The sequence below is a fragment of the Massilia sp. Masssp94 genome, from assembly GCF_059491305.1.
Window position 1 is genome coordinate 955,567 of record NZ_CP168501.1, and the last position, 18,406, is coordinate 973,972.

14 protein-coding genes are annotated in these 18,406 nt (G+C 66.2%); all 14 read right to left on the bottom strand.

Features of this window, described 5'->3' with window-relative positions; all coding sequences use genetic code 11:
• Positions 1-15: 15 nt before the first annotated feature.
• Complete coding sequence (gene galE, locus ACEN9G_RS04090; protein WP_413337488.1) at positions 16-1,014, bottom strand: UDP-glucose 4-epimerase GalE; 999 nt, start codon at positions 1,012-1,014, stop codon at positions 16-18.
• Between the two features lie 138 nt (positions 1,015-1,152).
• Positions 1,153-1,902, bottom strand: a complete 750-nt coding sequence (locus ACEN9G_RS04095) for a WecB/TagA/CpsF family glycosyltransferase (RefSeq protein WP_413337487.1) — start codon at positions 1,900-1,902, stop codon at positions 1,153-1,155.
• Positions 1,903-1,915: 13 nt separating this feature from the next.
• Positions 1,916-3,046 (bottom strand): non-hydrolyzing UDP-N-acetylglucosamine 2-epimerase, encoded by a 1,131-nt coding sequence (wecB, locus tag ACEN9G_RS04100; protein WP_413337486.1) that lies wholly within the window; start codon positions 3,044-3,046, stop codon positions 1,916-1,918.
• A gap of 43 nt (positions 3,047-3,089) precedes the next feature.
• Positions 3,090-5,048 (bottom strand): heparinase II/III family protein, encoded by a 1,959-nt coding sequence (locus ACEN9G_RS04105; protein WP_483127718.1) that lies wholly within the window; start codon positions 5,046-5,048, stop codon positions 3,090-3,092.
• Complete coding sequence (locus ACEN9G_RS04110) at positions 5,048-6,136, bottom strand: glycosyltransferase family 4 protein (protein WP_413345444.1); 1,089 nt, start codon at positions 6,134-6,136, stop codon at positions 5,048-5,050. Before ACEN9G_RS04110 ends, ACEN9G_RS04105 begins: the two co-directional genes overlap by 1 nt.
• A gap of 86 nt (positions 6,137-6,222) precedes the next feature.
• On the bottom strand, positions 6,223-7,509 hold the full coding sequence (locus ACEN9G_RS04115; protein ID WP_483127719.1) for a phenylacetate--CoA ligase family protein: 1,287 nt from the start codon (positions 7,507-7,509) through the stop codon (positions 6,223-6,225).
• 3 nt (positions 7,510-7,512) lie between these two features.
• On the bottom strand, positions 7,513-8,721 hold the full coding sequence (locus ACEN9G_RS04120; protein ID WP_483127720.1) for a glycosyltransferase: 1,209 nt from the start codon (positions 8,719-8,721) through the stop codon (positions 7,513-7,515).
• A 118-nt stretch (positions 8,722-8,839) separates the two neighbouring features.
• Positions 8,840-9,481, bottom strand: a complete 642-nt coding sequence (locus tag ACEN9G_RS04125) for a YidC/Oxa1 family membrane protein insertase (RefSeq protein WP_413337519.1) — start codon at positions 9,479-9,481, stop codon at positions 8,840-8,842.
• Between the two features lie 324 nt (positions 9,482-9,805).
• Entirely contained in the window at positions 9,806-10,663 is an 858-nt protein-coding gene (locus tag ACEN9G_RS04130) for a beta-1,6-N-acetylglucosaminyltransferase (protein ID WP_413337520.1), read from the bottom strand.
• A gap of 170 nt (positions 10,664-10,833) precedes the next feature.
• Positions 10,834-13,065: a heparinase II/III domain-containing protein gene (locus ACEN9G_RS04135; protein WP_413337521.1), complete on the bottom strand. Its 2,232-nt coding sequence runs from the start codon at positions 13,063-13,065 to the stop codon at positions 10,834-10,836.
• Between the two features lie 366 nt (positions 13,066-13,431).
• Entirely contained in the window at positions 13,432-14,208 is a 777-nt protein-coding gene (locus ACEN9G_RS04140; RefSeq protein ID WP_413337522.1) for a glycosyltransferase family 2 protein, read from the bottom strand.
• A gap of 4 nt (positions 14,209-14,212) precedes the next feature.
• A complete protein-coding gene (locus tag ACEN9G_RS04145; RefSeq protein WP_413337523.1) occupies positions 14,213-15,424 on the bottom strand; it encodes a glycosyltransferase family 4 protein in 1,212 nt (403 codons plus the stop codon).
• Positions 15,421-16,938 carry an oligosaccharide flippase family protein gene (locus ACEN9G_RS04150; protein WP_413337524.1) on the bottom strand — a complete coding sequence of 506 codons (1,518 nt, stop codon included), beginning with the start codon at positions 16,936-16,938 and terminating at the stop codon, positions 15,421-15,423. Before ACEN9G_RS04150 ends, ACEN9G_RS04145 begins: the two co-directional genes overlap by 4 nt.
• Positions 16,935-18,401, bottom strand: coding sequence for an O-antigen ligase family protein (locus tag ACEN9G_RS04155; protein WP_413337525.1), 1,467 nt, complete (start codon positions 18,399-18,401; stop codon positions 16,935-16,937). The genes ACEN9G_RS04150 and ACEN9G_RS04155 overlap by 4 nt, the downstream gene beginning before the upstream one ends.
• Positions 18,402-18,406: the final 5 nt, after the last annotated feature.

The following is an 18,406-nucleotide window of genomic DNA, read 5'->3' on the forward strand; positions in this document are numbered from 1 at the left end:
TCGGTCCTCATACGTTTATTTTGGAGTAGTCTGGTAGCGCCAGGAATCAGCGCACATCTGAGCGATGTCACGCTGCGCGGTCCAACCGAGTTCCTCGCGCGCTTTCGTCGGGTCGGCGTAGCACTTGGCAATGTCGCCGGGGCGACGGTCAACGATCTGGTAGGCAATCGGTTTGCCGCATGCCTTCTCGAAGGCATGCACCATTTCCAGCACGCTATTGCCGTTGCCGGTGCCGAGGTTGTACGTGTGCAGGCCGGCACCCTGTGCCAGCTTGTCCAGGGTCTTGACGTGGCCGATGGCCAGGTCGACGACGTGGATGTAGTCGCGCATGCCGGTGCCGTCCGGCGTCGGGTAGTCGCCGCCGAACACGGACAGTTTTTCGCGCTGGCCGTTGGCGACCTGGGCGATGTACGGCACCAGGTTGTTGGGGATGCCGTTCGGCTCCTCGCCGATCAGGCCGCTTTCATGGGCGCCCACCGGGTTGAAATAGCGCAGCAGGGCGATGCGCCAGTCCGGCTCGGCCTTGAACACGTCGCGCAGGATGTCTTCGATCATCAGCTTGCTGCGGCCATACGGATTGGTGGCCGACAGCGGGAAGTCCTCCTTGATCGGCACCGAGGCCGGATCGCCGTACACGGTGGCCGACGACGAGAACACGAGCGTCTTGCAGCCGAACTTGGCCATCGTCTCGAACAGCGCGACGCTGCCGTAGACGTTGTTGTCGTAGTAGCGCAGCGGCTGCGCCACCGATTCGCCGACCGCCTTCAGGCCGGCGAAGTGGATCACGGCATCGATCTTGTGGGCACCGAACACGGCTTCCATGGCCGCGCGGTCGCGGATGTCGCCTTCGACGAAGACGAACGGCTTGCCGGTGATCTTTTGCACGCGGTCTTGCACGGAACGCACCGCGTTGTACAGGTTGTCGTACACGACCACGTCGTGGCCGGCGTTCTGCAGTTCCACGACGGTGTGCGAACCGATGTAACCCATGCCGCCAGTAACGAGAATCTTCATGAATGCTCTTCTTTCGTAAAAGTGTTGCTGCCGCCGTGCTCTTGCTGGAGCCGGCGCGCATCGTTATGTTGTCGGCGCGGAAAGAGTCCCCCGCGCCATCCCTGTCTGGTGTTTTGGTGTACTACAACCTCGTGGACGCTATCGTGCGCCCTTCAACTTCAACTCCTTGAGGAACAGCCAGATGAAGGCCATGTCCTCGATAAAATATCTACGGAACATACGGCGCGGCTCCTGCAGGAAACGGTAGAACCATTCCAGCCCGGATTTCTGCATCCAGAGCGGCGCGCGCTTCACGTGTCCGATCGCCACGTCGAAGGTACCACCGACGCCCATGGCGAACGGCACCTTCATCTCGGCCTGCCAGCGGCCGAGGAACTGCTCTTTTTTCGGCGAACTGATCGCCACGAACAACAGGTCGGGGCGCGCGGCGCGGATCTGTTCGACCACGTCCGCCTCTTCCGCCTCGCCCTTCCAGTAACCGTTGCGGTAGCCGGCCAGCACCAGGTTCGGATATCTGTGCCGGTACGTGGACGCCACCTTGCCCACCACGTCTTCCCTGGCGCCGAGCAGGAACACGCGCCAGCCCTTCTCGCCCGCGCGCCGCATCAGCGCCTCGAACAGGTCGCAGCCCGCGACCCGTTCCTTCAGCGGCCGGCCCAGCAGGCGCGACGCCCACACGACCGGCATGCCATCGACATTCACGAGCGCGCAATCGTTGATGATCCGGCGCAGTTCCGGATCGCGGCTGGCCTTGACCAGCTTGTCGACGTTGACCACCACGTGTTGATGGGGCCGTCCTGTATGGATGAACCCCTCGACCGTCTGCAATGTCTCTTCCATCGTCAGGTTGTCGATGGAGCACCCCATCAGCGTGATGCGCTCGTTCATGTCTACCTCATGATTAACTTTGCCCGCGGATTTCCTTCGTCAGGACGTCCACGATGCGTTCCGCCGCACGGCCGTCCCACAGATGCGGCCGGCGGCCCTGCTTGCCCTCGCCGCGCAGGATCTTGCGCGCCTCGAGGAGGATCGCGGCCGGGTCGGTGCCGGCCAGCACGTTCGAACCTTCGTCCACGGTCACGGGACGTTCCGTGTTCTCGCGGATCGTGACGCAGGGCACGCCCAGCGCCGTCGTTTCTTCCTGCAGGCCGCCGCTGTCCGTCAGCACGACGGCCGCGTCCTTCCACAGGTTCAGGAAGGCCATGTACGCCTGCGGGCCCGCCAGCGTGACGTTCGGGCCCAGGTCGATGCCGAATTTCTCGAGGTTCGCGCGGGTGCGCGGGTGCACGGGGAAGATCAGCGGCAGGTCGGCCGCGATCTCCTTCAGCGCGCCGGCGATGCGCGTGAACGTGGCCGCATCGTCGACGTTGCTCGGACGATGCAGGGTCACCACGCCGTAGCGCTGGCCTGCGCCGTTGCCCCCTTTTTTGCGTTCGGCCTTCCACTTGCTCGTCTCGAACGCGGACGTGTCCGCGCTGCTCAATTTCTCGGCCTGGTACAGCACGTTGTCGACCATCACGTGGCCGACGTAGTGGATCGCGCCGTCCTTCTTGCCTTCGCGGCGCAGGTGTTCCAGGGCGGCCGGTTCCGTGACGAAGAACCAGTCGGAGATGCTGTCGGTGACGAGGCGGTTGATTTCCTCCGGCATCGCCATGTCGCCGCTGCGCAGGCCGGCCTCGACGTGGGCGACCGGGATATTGAGTTTCTTGGCGACGATCGAGCACGCGAGCGTCGAGTTCACGTCGCCCACGACGAGCACGGCGTCCGGGCGCTCGCCCTGGCACAGCTCTTCGAAGCCGATCATGATCTTGGCCGTCTGCTGGGCGTGGCTGCCGCCGCCTGCCGCCATGAACACGTCCGGCTGCGGGATGCCCAGTTCTTCGAAGAACACGTCGTTCATCTCGCGGTCGTAGTGCTGCCCCGTGTGGATGATCTTGAACGCCGGCGCATCCGCGCGTGCCTGCAGCGCGCGCACGATCGGCGCGATTTTCATGAAGTTGGGGCGGGCACCTGCGACCAGATAGATGAGCATTTGAAACAATCCCTTTAGTTATGGAAATTATGGAAAAACGCTGTTAGAAAAACGTTATTGTAAACTTGCACTCGACCGGAACGGCGGACGATACGGTGCTGACCTTCAGAACGTCGCATGGCTGCCTGCTTTCATAGCAGCGCGAGTACCAGCCGAGCGGCGGATTTTCGTTGCCGCGCACCAGTTCCAGCTTCAGGTCCGCGCCGTGCGCATGCATCTGCAGCGCGAAGCGCTTGCCCCGCACGTGCAGGCCGGCGCTGTTCAGGCGCACGTCCAGGCCGGGCGCGAAATGCCAGAACAGCTCGACCTGGTGATGTTTCTTGGCGGCGATCTCGTCGCGCACCGTGAGGGTCGCGCTGGCCGCGTCGAACCGGACGCTGCGCATGTGCCGGACGGGATCGGCGAGGCGCTCGTAACCGTCGTGCGAACCGCGGAAATCGAATTCGTGCGGCGATTGCGGCATGCGCTCGATCGAGGCCCGCGCCTTTTTCAGCCACATGAAGCGTCCGCCCGAGACCGACTGGTCGAGCCCGTCGATCCGCACCGTGTTGTGCGCCGACGTGCCGCGGAAGTAATCGCGCCACTTCGGTTCCTGCCAGTACGAATACGTGCCGGGATCGACGAGGCACTCTTCGCCGCCGATGGACAGGGTCAGCGCCAGCGCGTCCGCGTGGCCGTGCGCGGCGATGCCGAGATAGCCCAGCGGGCCGCAATCGACCATGCCCTTGATTTCGCCAGGCTCGCCGAAGTGCGACCCGAACAGCAAATAACCCCCGTCCGGGAACGCCCAGCCCGTCTCCGATTCGTGCGGATCCGCTTCCGGCCGCTTGCCGGGCAAGGTATGCAACAGCCAGCGCACGCCGGGGTGCGTGGGCGGCATGCGGCGCAGCACAGCGTCGCCCAGCGCGAGCAATTGTTCGGCGCGGTCGTTGGCGGGAGAATCCAGCCGGAACACGATGCCGTCGTCCGCATCGCCGACCATCGGCACGTTGCCTTTCAGGTCGCGCACGGAGCGCAGGAAACGCAGCGCGCGCAGCAACGCGGTCCAGTAGGCGCGCGAGAACGGGTGGTCGCAGGCCTGGCCGACGAGGCCCGCCACGAACAGGAATTCGGAGGAAAAGATGTGGTACGCGAACGCCTGCTCGCGGTTCACGCCGTCGCGCGAGAACTGCGCCTGCGCTTCGTGCTCCAGTTCGCGCCGCGCCTGTTCCAGCCACGCGCCCGACGACTTCCAGCACGGCCAGATCGACGCGCCCACGTAGAGGCCGGCCAGTTCGCCGATCAAATGATTGTTCGCCGACGAATGGCGGGACAGGTGACGCGCGATCGCGCTGCAATGGGCGTGAATGCTGTCCAGCCAGTCGGCGCGCAGGCGCTGGCCCTCCTCGCCCGCGAACAGGCCGCTGCCCTCGCCGCCGATCATTTGCCACACGAGGCCCCAGTTGATGAGGCGGATGCCCAGTTCCAGCGAGCTCGTCCAGTTGGGGCCGACGAGCGGCGGGCACTGGTCGAGCCAGCTGCGCAGCTGCGTCTGCAGCGCGTGCAGCCAGGCGACGTCGTTCGTCACGGCCCACGCCTGCGCGAGGCGCACGAGGTGCAGGTGGCGGTTCAGTTCCCACACGTGCTTGATGTCGCCGACCTGTTCGCGGTTCGTGATCGTGATGTCGCCCGCGTAGATGCCCGGCCCCACGACGCCGGTGTCCGGATCGCGGTTCCACACGGGCGGCATGCCGACGTCGAACCGGCGGTTGGCGAACAGGACGACGTGGCCGGCGCAGATGCTGTCGGCGTCCGCCAGCAGCGCGTCGCGCTCGGCCTGGGACAGGGTCGGGGCACCGTGGACACTGAACGTGCGGGCCCGGGGCAGCGGCGGCGCGGCGCGGGCGCGCATGCGTTTCGCCACGCGCGTGACCGCCGCCTGCTGGATCCGATAGCCGACCTCGGCCACGGACATGCAGCGCAATCGGTTGACCAGCCAGACCATCCCTGTCGCTTCGCTCATCATCGTGTCCCCGCCAGTTCACGGTAGATAGCGGACAATTGCCCGCACACCACCTCGGTTGAGTATTGTTGTTCGATGGTTGCGCGCGCACGTTCGGCCAGCCGGTCGCGCAGGGCGGTATCGCCCAGGAGTCGTGCAAGCGCCCTGGCGAGCGCCCGTTCGTCGCGCGGCGGCACCAGCAGGCCGTTGTCGCCGTCGCGCAGGGTTTCGGGGATGCCGCCGACGTGCGTCGCCACGACGGCCTTGCGTGCCGCCATCGCTTCCAGCATCGACATCGGCAAGCCTTCCGCGTGGGAAGGCAGGCAGAACACGCTGGCCTTCGCCAGCTCGGCGTCGCGCGCCTCCGGGCCGACCCAGCCCAGCAGCTCGATGCGTTCGGCGATGCCCAGCTCGGCCGCGCGCCGGCGCAAGCCTTGCGCATCGCCTTCGCCGCCGAACACGAGACGCAGCGGCGTCGGACCGGACGCCTCGCGCACGATGCGGGCGCCCGCTTCCAGCAATTCATGCACGCCCTTCGCCGTTTCCAGCCGGCCGAGGAACAGGATGCGGCCGGGCACGACGGCGTCGCGGGATGGCAGCACCGGCAGCGGCACGGCATTCGGCACGACGGCCACGCGGGCGCGCGGCGCGAACGCGTGCACGAACTGGGCCCAGCCTTCGGACAGGGTGATCACGAGCGAGCTCGCTTCCAGCGTGTGGCGGATCCAGCGCCGCAGCAGCGTGCCCGACTCTTCGGTGGCAAAGGTGCGGAAGCCGCCACCGTGCAGGTGGAAAATGGTCTTGCAACCGGCCAGGCGCGCGATCAGCAGCACGACCGACTTGCGCAGGAAGCTCGCGTGCGACGCCGCGTGCACGTGGACGACGGCCGGATGCCGCACCAGGCAGGCGACGAGCGTCTGCCAGAACCCGGCCAGCGCGCCCTGCGCCTTCACCAGGGGCGAACCGTCGCGGTGGGTGGCCACGTAGCGCACCGATTCGCGCTCGAACAGGCCATGACGGCGCAGCACGGACACCACCGCCGCCACCCCGCCCCTGCCTTCGAGCGCGGTGCCGACCATCAGGACCCGTGGCGGGGCCTTCGTCCGCATCTGTGCTGGTCGTTCCAACGCTCAAGCCCTTATAAAATGGACAATATTTCGATAGTACATCATGATTTTCCCGCCGTGCGCACGCTTCAACTCTCGATCGCGATGAACTCGAACTTGCCGTTCGGCCCACGCGGAATCGCCGCCACCCGCTCGACGCGCACCTTCACGCCGGGCACGCGCAGCAGGAACTTGTCGGCCAGCGCCCGCTCGTCCGCATCGGAAAAACCGTCGGCCGTCACGACGCGCAGCACGAACTCGCCGTCGCCGCGGTACAGCACCTGCCCTTCGACGAGGTGCCGGTCGTGGCTCTGGAAAACGCGGTCGAGCCGGGCGATGATGCGGCCGTCCGGCAGGGTCACGATCTTTTCCTGGCGCCCGATCACGGCCTTGATCGTCGGGAACACCCGGCCGCACGGGCAAGGCGCGCCGTCCGGGATCACGGTGTCGCCCGTGCGGTAGCGCACGAGCGGCATCGCGGCATTGTTCAGCGACGTGCCGACCAGTTCGCAGGCACCACCCTCGGTCTCGAGCAGGGCGACGCCGGAATAATCCGTGAGCACGTGGTAACGGCCCTCTTCGCACGTGCCGATGGCGGCCACGCGCTCGGCCTGGCCGTACCAGTCGAACACGTTCACGCCGAACGCCTGCTCGACGGCCGCGCGCACACCTGGTTCCAGCGTCTCGGACGACGTCATCACGCCGCGCAACGCGCGTCCGCGATAGCTTCTACCGGCCGCGTTGAGCCACGCGGCCAGCGCCGCGATCGACGACGGGTACGCGTGGATCACGACGGGATCGAAGCGTTCCAGTTCGGCGATGTAGCGGCCGATCGTCTCGTTCGACAAATGGTACGAGGACATCATGAGCATATTGCCCACCCAGTCGCGGCACCAGTAGCGGCCGTCCGTGGGATGGTCGGGGCAGACGATGTCGCCGCGGATCCACGCGCGCGGCTGGCCCTTGCGCCAGCCGATCCATTGCAGCTGGCGGTGCACGAAACCCTCTTCGCGCACGAGGTTGCCGAGCGACTGCACGATGGTCAGCGGCGAGCCGGACGTGCCGCTCGTCTTGATGGTCGTGCGGACCCAGGAGCCGGGGCCGCGCGGGCGCACCAGTTGTTCCGGGTGCTGGCGCACGTCGGCCTTCGTCAGCATGGCGCTGCCGGGAGACAGCCGCGGCAGCGACGCGCCGTCGCCGTCCAGCGGCACGCCGACCTGGCGGGCGCGCCGCGCGACGTAGGCGGACAGCGACTCGCGCGAGCGTTCGTTCGCGACGAGGCCAGGATAGACGAACGCCCTGCCCCAGACGTTGCGGACCACTTCGCGCACGAGCGAACGCAGCGAGCACTTCAGCGAGTAGGTCCACATCGACATGGTTTAGGTCGACTCCGTCAGGATTTTCCTATAAATTTTTGCAACATTGTTACCGAGAATATCATACGTCCGATGGCTTGTAACGTACGGTGGCCCACGTAATGCGAACTCGGCAGCAAGCGTCGCGTCATTTAACAATTGCAGCACAGCATCAGCGAACGGCACCGGCTCCATCGTCACGCACAGGCCGGCACCGCTTTCGTCGATGACAAGTTTCTGGTCGGGAATATCGTTGGCGACGCTGGGGATGCCGAGCGCCAGGTATTCGACGAGCTTCGTGGGCGACGACACGTCGAACAGGGTGCCGCGCGGGATCGGCGACAGGCCCACCTCGGCCCGCACGGCATAGCCGAGCGCCGTGCGCTGCGGCAGCCAGCCCGTCAGCAACACATGGTCGTCGAGGCGGCGCCGCTTGATTTCGCGGCGCATCCACGCCATCTCGTCGTCGGAGGGGGCGTCGCCGGCGATCACGAGCAGCACGTCGGGTTTTTTCTCGCGCAACTTGTCCGCCACGTCGAGCAGGAAGTCGGACCGGCGCGAACGGGCGATGCGGCCCAGGTACAGCACGACGCGGCGGTTATCCAGGCGCGGATCGTCGACCGGGTCGACATTGGCGCGGTCGAACAACTGGGCGTCCACGCCCATCGGCACGGCCGTCATGGTCGACCGGTCGAAACCTTTCGCGGCGAGCCAGTCGGCCATCGCATCGCTCTGCACGAACACGTGGCGCGCGCCGGGCAACACGAAGCGGTAGATGGCCACGCGCGATGCCCACGCGCGCAGCGCATGCCCCATCCATGTCAAACCGCGGCCCGAGCGGCCGATATCGTCGCGCCGGACCTCGAAACCTTCGACGATGGGGAACGACATCCAGTAGAGGAACGGCACGCGCAGCAGCGCGGCCACGATGCGTCCCAGCACGCCGCTGGCGATCTTGTCGCGCACCTGGATGCAGTCGGGCCGGCCATGGCGCAGCGCGCGCACGAGGCCCAGCAGGTCCCACAGCGGCGCGCACACGCTGGCGAAGCGGCTGCGCAGCGAGCCGACGACGTGCATGCCGCCGGCCGGCCACGGCGACGCATCGCCGCTGCCGCCCTGCCCCACCAGCTCCGTCGCCACGCCGTAGCGGGGCATCTCGGTGCCGAACAGGGTGCGCACGTCGGCGCGGATGGGGGGCAATGGATCGCGGACGACAAAGAGGATGGAGCGCATGGATTCCTTGCCTTATGAACAACGCATGGAATCCGATTCTAGCTTACTCGTCACTGCGCACAATTGCGCGAGTCTTAAGGCATGCTGGTACGCGTGGCTGGAACTTGTCGAGCGTCCGTCATCGGTCGGAAACGGACGACCGCGGGACGCGTTTCTGTTCGCGGCGCAGTACGACATTCTGGACGATGCTGACACCGGACGATGCTACCCAGTACAGGCCCAGGCCGGCCGACATCTTCCACAGAAAGATGGCCGTGATGGCGATTTGCACCGCAACCATCACGGTCGACGGGGCGTTCGAGCCGGACGGCAGGTAGTACGCTGCGATGCCGGTGAGCACAAGCACGACAGCTGTCAGCACCGCGTCAAACGACGCCAGGTTCCTCATCCAGAGAAAGGATCCGCCTGCCGCGCTTGCGTTGCTGACCGTTTTGTAGAGCAAGCCGAAGACTGGCAACTGCACGAATGCGCCGAGGATGCTGGAGCGGTCGATCACGTGCGCGCCGTTCTGCCTGTACAGCTTTGAAACCGCGGCGAACATCGCCTGCGGATCGTGCTTCAGGCGTTCCCTGATCGCGTCGACCTGGGGCTGGAGGTCGCGGATTTTTCGTTGGTTGACGAGCATTTTGCGGGACAGGTGCAGCGTCAGAGGCAGCAGGGCCAACCGTACCGTAAGGGCGAGCAGCAAAATAGCCCATCCCATATTGCCCTCGAAGAGTGAAGCAAGCGCGGACATCAGCCCGTCAAGAAATTTATCCATATACGTCCTCAATAAGCCGAAACCAATAATCGTTCGAAATCTGGCCAGAATTATAAAGATCAAAACGATCCGTATTCTCAGGATTTCTGGGACGTTGAGTTCAGTTTTTCCGCAGCATGGCAGAGGTCGGAAAGAACGCGTGACACTGCGACGCGGGCCATGTTCCGTCGGCAGGCGGGCCGCGCCACGAGCGAGGAGTCGACGATGTGCCCGCCACGCAGGCCCAGGCCAGACATCGCTTGGACGCGTTCGATGCGGCGCTGGCGCTGGCCGGGATGCGCCCCCCGCGCATCGTTGGAGTGTCGGGTCGGTGACCCGTGGATATCAAGCCGCGCGGAGCGCGAGCAGGCGCGGCAGCAGCGCGGCGCTGGCCTCGCTGTCGATCTTGCGGCAGAAATGGGCGCGCGACGCGGCGATGCGCTCGAAGTCGCCTTCGTCGAGGATTTTCGGGTTGCGGGCGCCGTGTTCGGGCCACTGGACGTAGCGGAAGTTCTGGCCCAGCACGCGGGGCGCGAACGGCGAATTCATCACGAGGGTCTGGAAGAACATCTCGTCCGGACACGCGCAGCGGCGGAAGAAGCGCACGAGGCCGGGGTCGCGCGCGACGCGCGCGAGGATGTCCTGCACGCAGGCGCGCGACAGCGCCCACCACGACGAGCCGCCGTACGGCCGCATGCCGCCCGGCAGGCGGCGCACGATGCCCGTCGCGCGCATCGCGCGGTTCGCGATGCGGCAGGCGGTGCGCAGCAGGCGCGGGCCGTCGTCGCAGTAAAAATACTGGTAGCGGAAGCCGGCCGCCCACTGGCCCGGGCCGGTGCCGATGGCGACGGTGTCCAGCAGTTCCTGGTGGGCGTGGCGCGCGAGCGCTTCTTTCAGGCGCGCATTCGACAGCAACGGGAAGTCCTGGGCGGACAGGAAGACGACCTTGTCGAAATCGGGCACCTCGGCCACGATCTGTGCGAGGGCGTTGAGCACCGCCTGCACCTGGCTGAACGTGCCCCAGTGGACGTCGACGCGGTCGCGCACGAGCCGCGCGAACGGGTGCACGGCGGCCGGGTCGAGCGCGCACTTGCGGTCGAGGTTCACGACCACGCGAAACTCGTCGTCGCGCAGTTGCTCGACCAGCGCATTGAGCTGGTCCAGGTCCTTGTGTGCCTGGATCAGGAATACCTGTGTCGTCATCGCGCCGAGTCTAGCACGGCGCGTGACGACACCACGTGACGCCTGAGTTTGGAACGTCGATAAACCTGCTGCGCGTTGCAACGTCGTCCTGCGATGCTCGCTGTACTCGCGTACAGCTCCGCTTCTCAGACGCCATTGCTGCCGCTCGCGACGGTTTCTCGAGGTTCCAATTAGTTCAGGTTCACGGACTGCGTACCGACCGTCAGCGTGCGGGTCGTGCCCGACGTGGCGACCTTGGTGGTGGGACGCTTGCAGCCGACGTCGATCAGCACGAGGAACTCGGCCGCCGACTTGCCGTCGTTCTTCAGGTAGAACGCGCCGTGGTCTTCCGTCACGCCGGACTTGGGCGCCGGGCCGCTCCACTTGGCGAACGGCGCATTGCCGTTCAGGTCGCGCAGGCACACCGACTGGCCGCCCGCCGCGATCTTGACGCTCGACGGACTTTCGACCGTCATCGCCACCGGCGCGTGGAAGTTCCACTCGTACGTGTGGGCGACGACCGCCTGCATCCTGTCGCGCACGACCATCGCGTTCTGGCCGTGCAGGTACCAGATCTGGCGCTTGGCCATCGTCAACTGGCCGCCGTACGACGGGGTCGCGTCGCCTTCGGCGTAGTCGTAGGTCGACTGGGCCGAGAAGCCGGTGACGCGGCCGTTGCGCTGCAGCTGTTCGCGGTAGCCGGTGACCACCTGGCCCTTGCCGCCGTCGAACGTGACCGCGTTCTGCGACCTGGTCTGGTGGTACCAGTCGGTCCACAGCGGCGAACCATACCAGTCGTACCAGCCGGCCTTCACCAGCAGCGGCTGGCCGGCGACCGACAGCAGCAGGCCGTTCTGGTCGCCGTGGCTGTGGTTGAACGAGCCGTACGGGCTGGACTTGAAGTAGAACGACGTGCGGCCCGTCGAGCCGATGTCGCTGTGCATCGCCACCCAGCCGGTGCTCGGGTAGTAGGCCGAGTTCGACGGCGGGATCTTCAGCGCCGTGCCGGTCACCGGCATCGGATACGGCGCTTCGACCACGGACAGCGAATCCTCGAGGCCCGGCAGGTTCGCCACGTACCAGGCGGCGCGCGGCGACACCATGCGGTTGGCGAAGGCGCGGAACACGCGCGGGTCCGGCTTCGTCTCGGAACCGTCGCCGAAGGCGTGGACTTTCGAGCCCGGCGGCGTGAACTGCGTCGCGAAATCGAGGAAGCCCAAGGTCCACGGCTTGGCGTACAGGTTCACGCCGGTCGCCTGGACGATCGGGTCCCACAGCGCCGTCATATAGCCCGCCGCGTACTCGGCGTAGGCGGTGCCGTTGGCGTAGCCGCCTTCCGCGCCCGACCACGGCGACGGGGTGTTCACGTACGAGCGGAACGTGAAGTCGAACCACGTCTGCGCTTCCGGGATGTCGCCCAGCGCCAGGGTCGAGATCAGCGCCATGTAGATCATCAGCGTGTTGCCGTGCGAATCGAACGGGTACTGGTCGAGGCGGCCGTTGTCGCCTGCGATGTTGCCGTACATTTCCGTCACGCGCGTCTTGACGACGGCGAGCCACCTGGCCTTGCGGGTCGCGTCCAGGTCACCGGCCAGCAGGTCCATGCCCTTCAGCAGCGACAGCGCGATCTGGCGCGTGGCCTGGTCCTGGTTGGCGTAGCTGGTGGGGCCGGCCGGATTCAGCGCGGCCAGCTGGTCGCCGCGCTTGAGCGCTTCGGCCAGGTGGACCGGGTCCTTCTTCAGGCGCCACAGCACCGCGGCCGCTTCCAGCTGGCGCGACGATTCGTTGATGCGGTTGCGCACGTCGGTCTGCTGCGACGCCATCTGCGCCGTCAGCGGCGACGCGATCACGATCGGCCAGCGCGAATCCGACAGCTCGGGCAGCGCCGTCATCTGCAGCTTGACTTCGTTGATCAGGCGGCTGACGTACGGGTCCAGGTCGGCCTTCTTGGCCGAGCTCCACGTCGAATACGCGGTGAAGGACGGGGCCAGCGAACGGGGGCGCGCCTTGTTCAGGATGCGCGAACGCAGCGTGGCGTTGTCGGGCACTTCGAACACGGTCGACTTGCTCGTGATCGCGAATGCGCGCGGGGTCGACCATTCCGTCGAACCGGCCGCGCGCACGCGCCACGTGTAATTGCCCAGTGCCAGCGCCTTGGTCGGCAGGTACCAGTTGCGCTCGACCGTCGCCTTCACCGGCGAGCCGCCCGACGGGGTGATCTCGATCTCGTAGCTGGCCGGGCCGGCCGGATGACGCGCCCAGGCAAAACCCGGCGGGTTCTGTGCCTGCACGGCGCCATTGGCCGGCGCGGGCTGGACGACCAGGGGATCGGTGGATTGGGCCCAGTCGGCGCGCGCGCTGAACGACATCAACAGCGACGACAGTGCAGCGACGGCGACAACGCCCTTCCGGTGAAATTTCATGTGCTTGCTCCGAGAAATATTAACTGGACGACTAGAGGGTCAGCCCGTCGGCAGGAAGCCAGGGCCCGATTTGCTTGAAGCGCTCTGCTGATGCAAATGAGCGCTGTTCGATACGAGAAATAGTACCGCAAATAAATTTTCTCGAGGAAAAATTCCCTTAGAAATCAAAGATTTTTCTCGTATACCCCACAAATCGGACGACCCTGTAGACCCCTTATTAACGGTAATATTTCCAGGCAGCTAAAAGCCGTTTTTTTACAGAAAAGACTTTTTGAAAACTGTGCGGCTATTTCGGCAAAGTTTATGAATTCGCCATCGATTTAATCACTTCGACAATCATGTTATTTATCTGATCTGGAACAGACATTACGATTGCATTACCGGCACGCCGGCGTGCGCCTCGGCGCGCAGCGCGCGCATGCGCCTGGCGTAGCGCAGGCAATAGATGCCGAACGCGAGCGGCGCCTCCTTCAGGTAGCGGCGCCGGACCTGGAACTCTTCCTGGCGCGCCTTGATCTTGTTGGCGGACGAGACACTGCCCGCATGGTCGCGGAACACGGTCAAGGGCCGGGCTATCGTGGCCGGCCGCGCCACCTTGCCCAGGCGCAGCCACAGGTCGATGTCCATCGCGTATTTCAGCGTTTCGTCGAACGTGCCCACACGGCCGAACGCGCTGCGGCGGATGAAGACGGCCGGATGCGGCACCGACGCGCGGCCCGCCGCGAACGCGTGGTAGCTGAACGGCACCATGCGGTACGGCGGAATCAGCTGGCCATCCTTCAACACCTGCACGGTGCCGAACACCCAGTCCACGCGTTCGCTGGCGAAGCGCTCGGCGACGAGTTCCAGCACGTCGTCGCTGGCGTAGTAATCGTCCGAATGCAGGTGCGCCACGTACTCGCCGGTGGCCGCTTCGATGCCCTGGTTCATGGCGCGGCTGATGCCGCCGCCCACGTCGCGCAGCACGCGCTTGCGGCCCGGGTACGCCGCGATCATCTCCAGCGTGCCGTCGGTGGAACCGCCGTCGACGAAGATGTGCTCGACGTCCTGGCAGGTCTGCCGCTGGACGGACGCGAGGGTGTCGGCCAGGGTGGCGGCGCTGTTCCAGGTGCACGTGACGATCGAAAAGGTCGGTTTGTTCATGGCATCACTCGTGATAAAAGTCCAGGATCTGGGGGACGGCGTGGAACACGTCCATCGGGAAGGCATCGGGCAGCGGCACCGTCACCGGCGCACGGCCCAGGATGTGCGCCAGGCGCTCCACGAGCCGCGGCATGGTCTCGGCCAGTTGCAGCTGGCCGTCGTAATACTGGTACACGGCCAGCTCCGGCGTGCCGCCGCGTGCCAGCGCGAGACACTGCTTGCCGAGGGCCAGCGCTTCCAGCACGGTGGTGCCGCACGGCTCTTCCCACACGGACGGGATCACGAGCACGTGGCTGCGCGCCGACATGCGGATCACCTCGTCGTAGGGCAGCCAGCCGAGGAAGCGCACCTGCCCGTTCGCATGGCGGCGCTCCAGCTGGCCCCGCAGCGGACCGTCGCCGACGATGGTGACGCGCGCATGCTTCGGCAGCCAGCCCTGCACCTGCGCGAGGAATTCGCCGAAGCCCTTGCCGGCATCGATGCGGCCGACGAGCAGGACCTCCCCCGCCCTCACCTCGTCGGGCCGCGCCGCGCGCTCGCGCAGGTACGGGTAGCGGATGAAGTTGTGGATCACGCGCGCGCGCGACAGGTCCGCGTCCGGCACGGCGCGCAGGAATGCCTGGCGCAGGAAGTCGGACACGAAGATCGTCTTGTGGCGCGAGAACGCTTCCGCCGTCTCCGACCGGTAGCGGCGCACGGCCAGCCCCGACATCTCGCGCCGCACCGCGTTCGGCGCCGGGTGGATGCAGGCGGCGCAGTCGCGCGCGTCGAGCGTCGTGCACACGTGTTCCTGCCTGAAGCGCAAATGGATCACGCATTCGCTGCCCTGGTCGTGGCGCGTCTGCACGAAGTTGACGCTGCGCGGCACGTAGCGCCCCGCCATCGGCAAGTGGCCGTGGTAGTGCACGACGTCGTACTTGCCCGCCTCGCGCAAGAGCGCGCGCGCGATGCTGCGCGCAAACCATGGCCGCTTGACGGGATTGAAGAAGCCCAGCTGCGCCTCTTTCCACCCCGGCCGGGAAAAATCGAAGCCGGGCAGCACGCGCCCCTTGAAGCCGATCTCGGCCGCGCTGCCACCGTGGAACCGGTCGCTGCGTCCCATGATGTCGACCTCGTGCCCCAGCTCGAGCAGCGCGTTCGACAACGTCACGACATGCTTGCCCAGGCCGCCCACCTGCGTGCCCGGCAAGTCTTCCGACACCATCAAGACTTTCAAGCCGCTTTCCTCATCGATAACAACCCCTTCACCCGCGCCCATGCCAGGTTCTTGTCGTCGCGGTCGATCACGAACAGGCTGCCGTACGCGAGCAGCAGGCCCGCCGTCAGCAGCACGAGCAGGAGCAGGTCGACCGGGCCGCCGTCGAACAGGCGGTTGCCCGCGCTGGCGACGGCCGCGACGACGGCCACGCCCGCCACGCTGGGCAGATAGGCTTTACGGACGAGCTCGCCAAGCCGCGCGGGCACCGTGCGGCCGTGCACGGCGACGAGGAAGGCGCACGTCAGCAGCACCGACGCGATCAGATGGCCCCACGCGGCGCCATCGATGCCCCAGCCCGCGACGCCCACGTAGACGACCAGCAGGCCGAACAGGGCGCGCGCCAGCGCGAACATGCCGGAAAAGCGCGGATGGCCCATGCCGTCGTTCACCAGGGACGGCAGGCTCGTCAGCGAATCGACGAATTGCGACAGCGCCATCACGGCGAGCACGACCTGCCCGGCGCGGGCGAACTGCGGGTTCATCCAGTAGAACAGGATCTGGTACGAAAACACGGCGACGAGCACGAGCACGGACGCGTTGATGAACACGACGTAGCGGCTCGCCTTCAGGTACAACTGGTTCAAACGCTCGAGCTCGCCACGGGCCGCCAGCGCGCTCGCGGCCGGGAAGAACACGCCGGACAGGCGGTACGTGAGGCTGAGGATACGGTTCGCGAGCGTGGACGCGACGGTGAAGTAGGCGAGCCCCGTCACGCCGACCAGCGCGCCGATGATGAGCTTGTCGGCATATGCGTAGGACAAGGTCGCGAAGCGGCTCAGGAACGAGTACGCGGAAAAGCCCAGCAATTCCTTGCGGATCGCCGCGCCCGGCTTACGGTAGCGCAGGTCCGGCAGCAGGCGGCGGATGCTGCGCCACAGTACGGCGCAATTGATCGCGCTCATGATGACGCGCAGCAGGATTACTTCAAACAAGCCATAGCCCAGCATCAGCACGGCCACCGTCAACAGCGGCACGCCGGTGCCGAACAGCATTTCGATGCGGCTCGCGATGTCGTAGCGCATCAGCGCTTGGGGCACGCTTTGCAGATAGCTCTGCAACTGGCCGAGGAAGAAGCCGAGCGCGGCCAGTTGGAGTGTCGCGACCGCTTCGTGCTCCAGCGCCGCCGGTACGGAAAACACGCGGGTGACGAAGAAGTGCGCGCCGAAAAACAGGCCCAGCCCGCCGACGAGGCCCAGCAGCGAGTACACGGACAGGCCGAAGAACACGGTCTCGGCTATGCGTTCCTGATCCTTGTGGGCGTTGAATTCCGCGATGTATTTCACGGAGCCGGCCGTGACATTGATGTCGATGACGGCGAAATAGCCGACGATCGCCGTCACGAGCGAGTACACGCCATAGTTCGCATCGCCCAGCCCTTGCACGACGAGCGGCACGGTGCCCAGCGCCACCAGCGCGGGGATCACGGCGCCCAGCAGGTTCGAGAAGGCGTTGCGGACGAGGCTGAGGTTCATACGTGCGCCGGCACCAGGTTGACGTGGCGGCGCTTGCGGGACTCGACGGGCTGCACGGCCGGTTGCGCGCTGGCCACGGCCATCGCCACGTAAGGCAGCGCGAGGCAGATCGCCAGCATCTGCGTCGTGCGCACCTGCGGGAACGGCGTGCCGACGAGCAGGTCGGGCAGCATGAACGCAAGGCCCGCGGCGCCGGCCGTCGCCAGGCCCAGCAGGTCGGGCGGCAATGTGCGCAGCGCGTGGCGCGCGAGCCGGGTGAACGCCCAGATCGTGCCGCCCAGCAGGATCAGACCGGGCAGCCCGGCCTTCAGGGCGATGTGCAGCACGCCGCTGTGCAGGAACAGGCCGCCGTCCTGCCCCGCCTGCCACGAGATGTGCTGGTAGCCCGTGTAGCGCCCCCACGTGCCGATGCCGGTGAGCGGGTGCGAGATGAAATCGGCCAGCGCGAATTTCAATTCCAGCACCCGCTCGCTTTCGGCGCCGAAGCGCTTCGATTCCATGTCGTAGAACAGGCTCGAGAAGCCGCCGCCCGCGCCCTTGGTATGGCCCAGGCGCTTGAACGCCGCGTACAGCAGGCCGGCGCCGAGGACGGGCGCGCCGAGCGCCATCATGTGGATGCGGCGCTGCAGCGGGAAACGCATCATGATGATCAGGAAGGCCAGCACGAAGCCGATCCACGCGCTGCGGCGGTACGACAGCACGATGCACGCGGCCGTCGCGAGCAGGGTCGACCAGTCGATCGCGGTCCAGAACAGCGAGCGCCTGTTTTTCACCACCTGGAACAGGTTGACGGCGGCGATGGCGAACGCGATCGTGCACAGCAGGCTGTCGTTGATGTCGAAGAACGTCAGCTTGATCTTGATGGCGTTCATGTTCGCATACACGTTGTTCGGGTCGCCGCCGAGGAAGGCCCAGCGCGCAAGGCCGAACAGGGCGCGCCCGAGGCCCGCCAGCATGATGAAGCGCGACAGTTCGATCGCGTGCTCGCGGGTTCGGAACGCCAGCAGCATCAGCGAAACGAGCGGCGCCATCCAGATGATGTTGGAGAAGCCGGACGGGGCCAGCGCTTCCGCCAGGGTCACGTTGGAGAACAGCGCCACCGCGACGTGACCACCCAGCAGCAGGCTCCAGGCGAGGAACCACGGCCGCAGGTTGCACGGCGGGGCCGGATAGCGCTGGAAGCCGGCCGACACGCGCGCACAGCACCACGCCCCCGCCATGCACCACAGCAGCAGCGGGAAGAACAGGACCCCGGAGCCACGGCTGTAGATGCCTGGCGCGGCGGCGGCCGCCAGCGAACCGTAGCTCGTCGAATTCTTGAAGAAGAACACGGCGATGTACACGTACGCGAGGAAGCGCGGCCACACCATTCCGACGCCCATCCCGGCCACGGCCATGATGGCCAGCACCACGACGGCGATGAACGGCAGCGAGGTATAGAAGACCAGGAGGAAGTTCTGCATGTCCG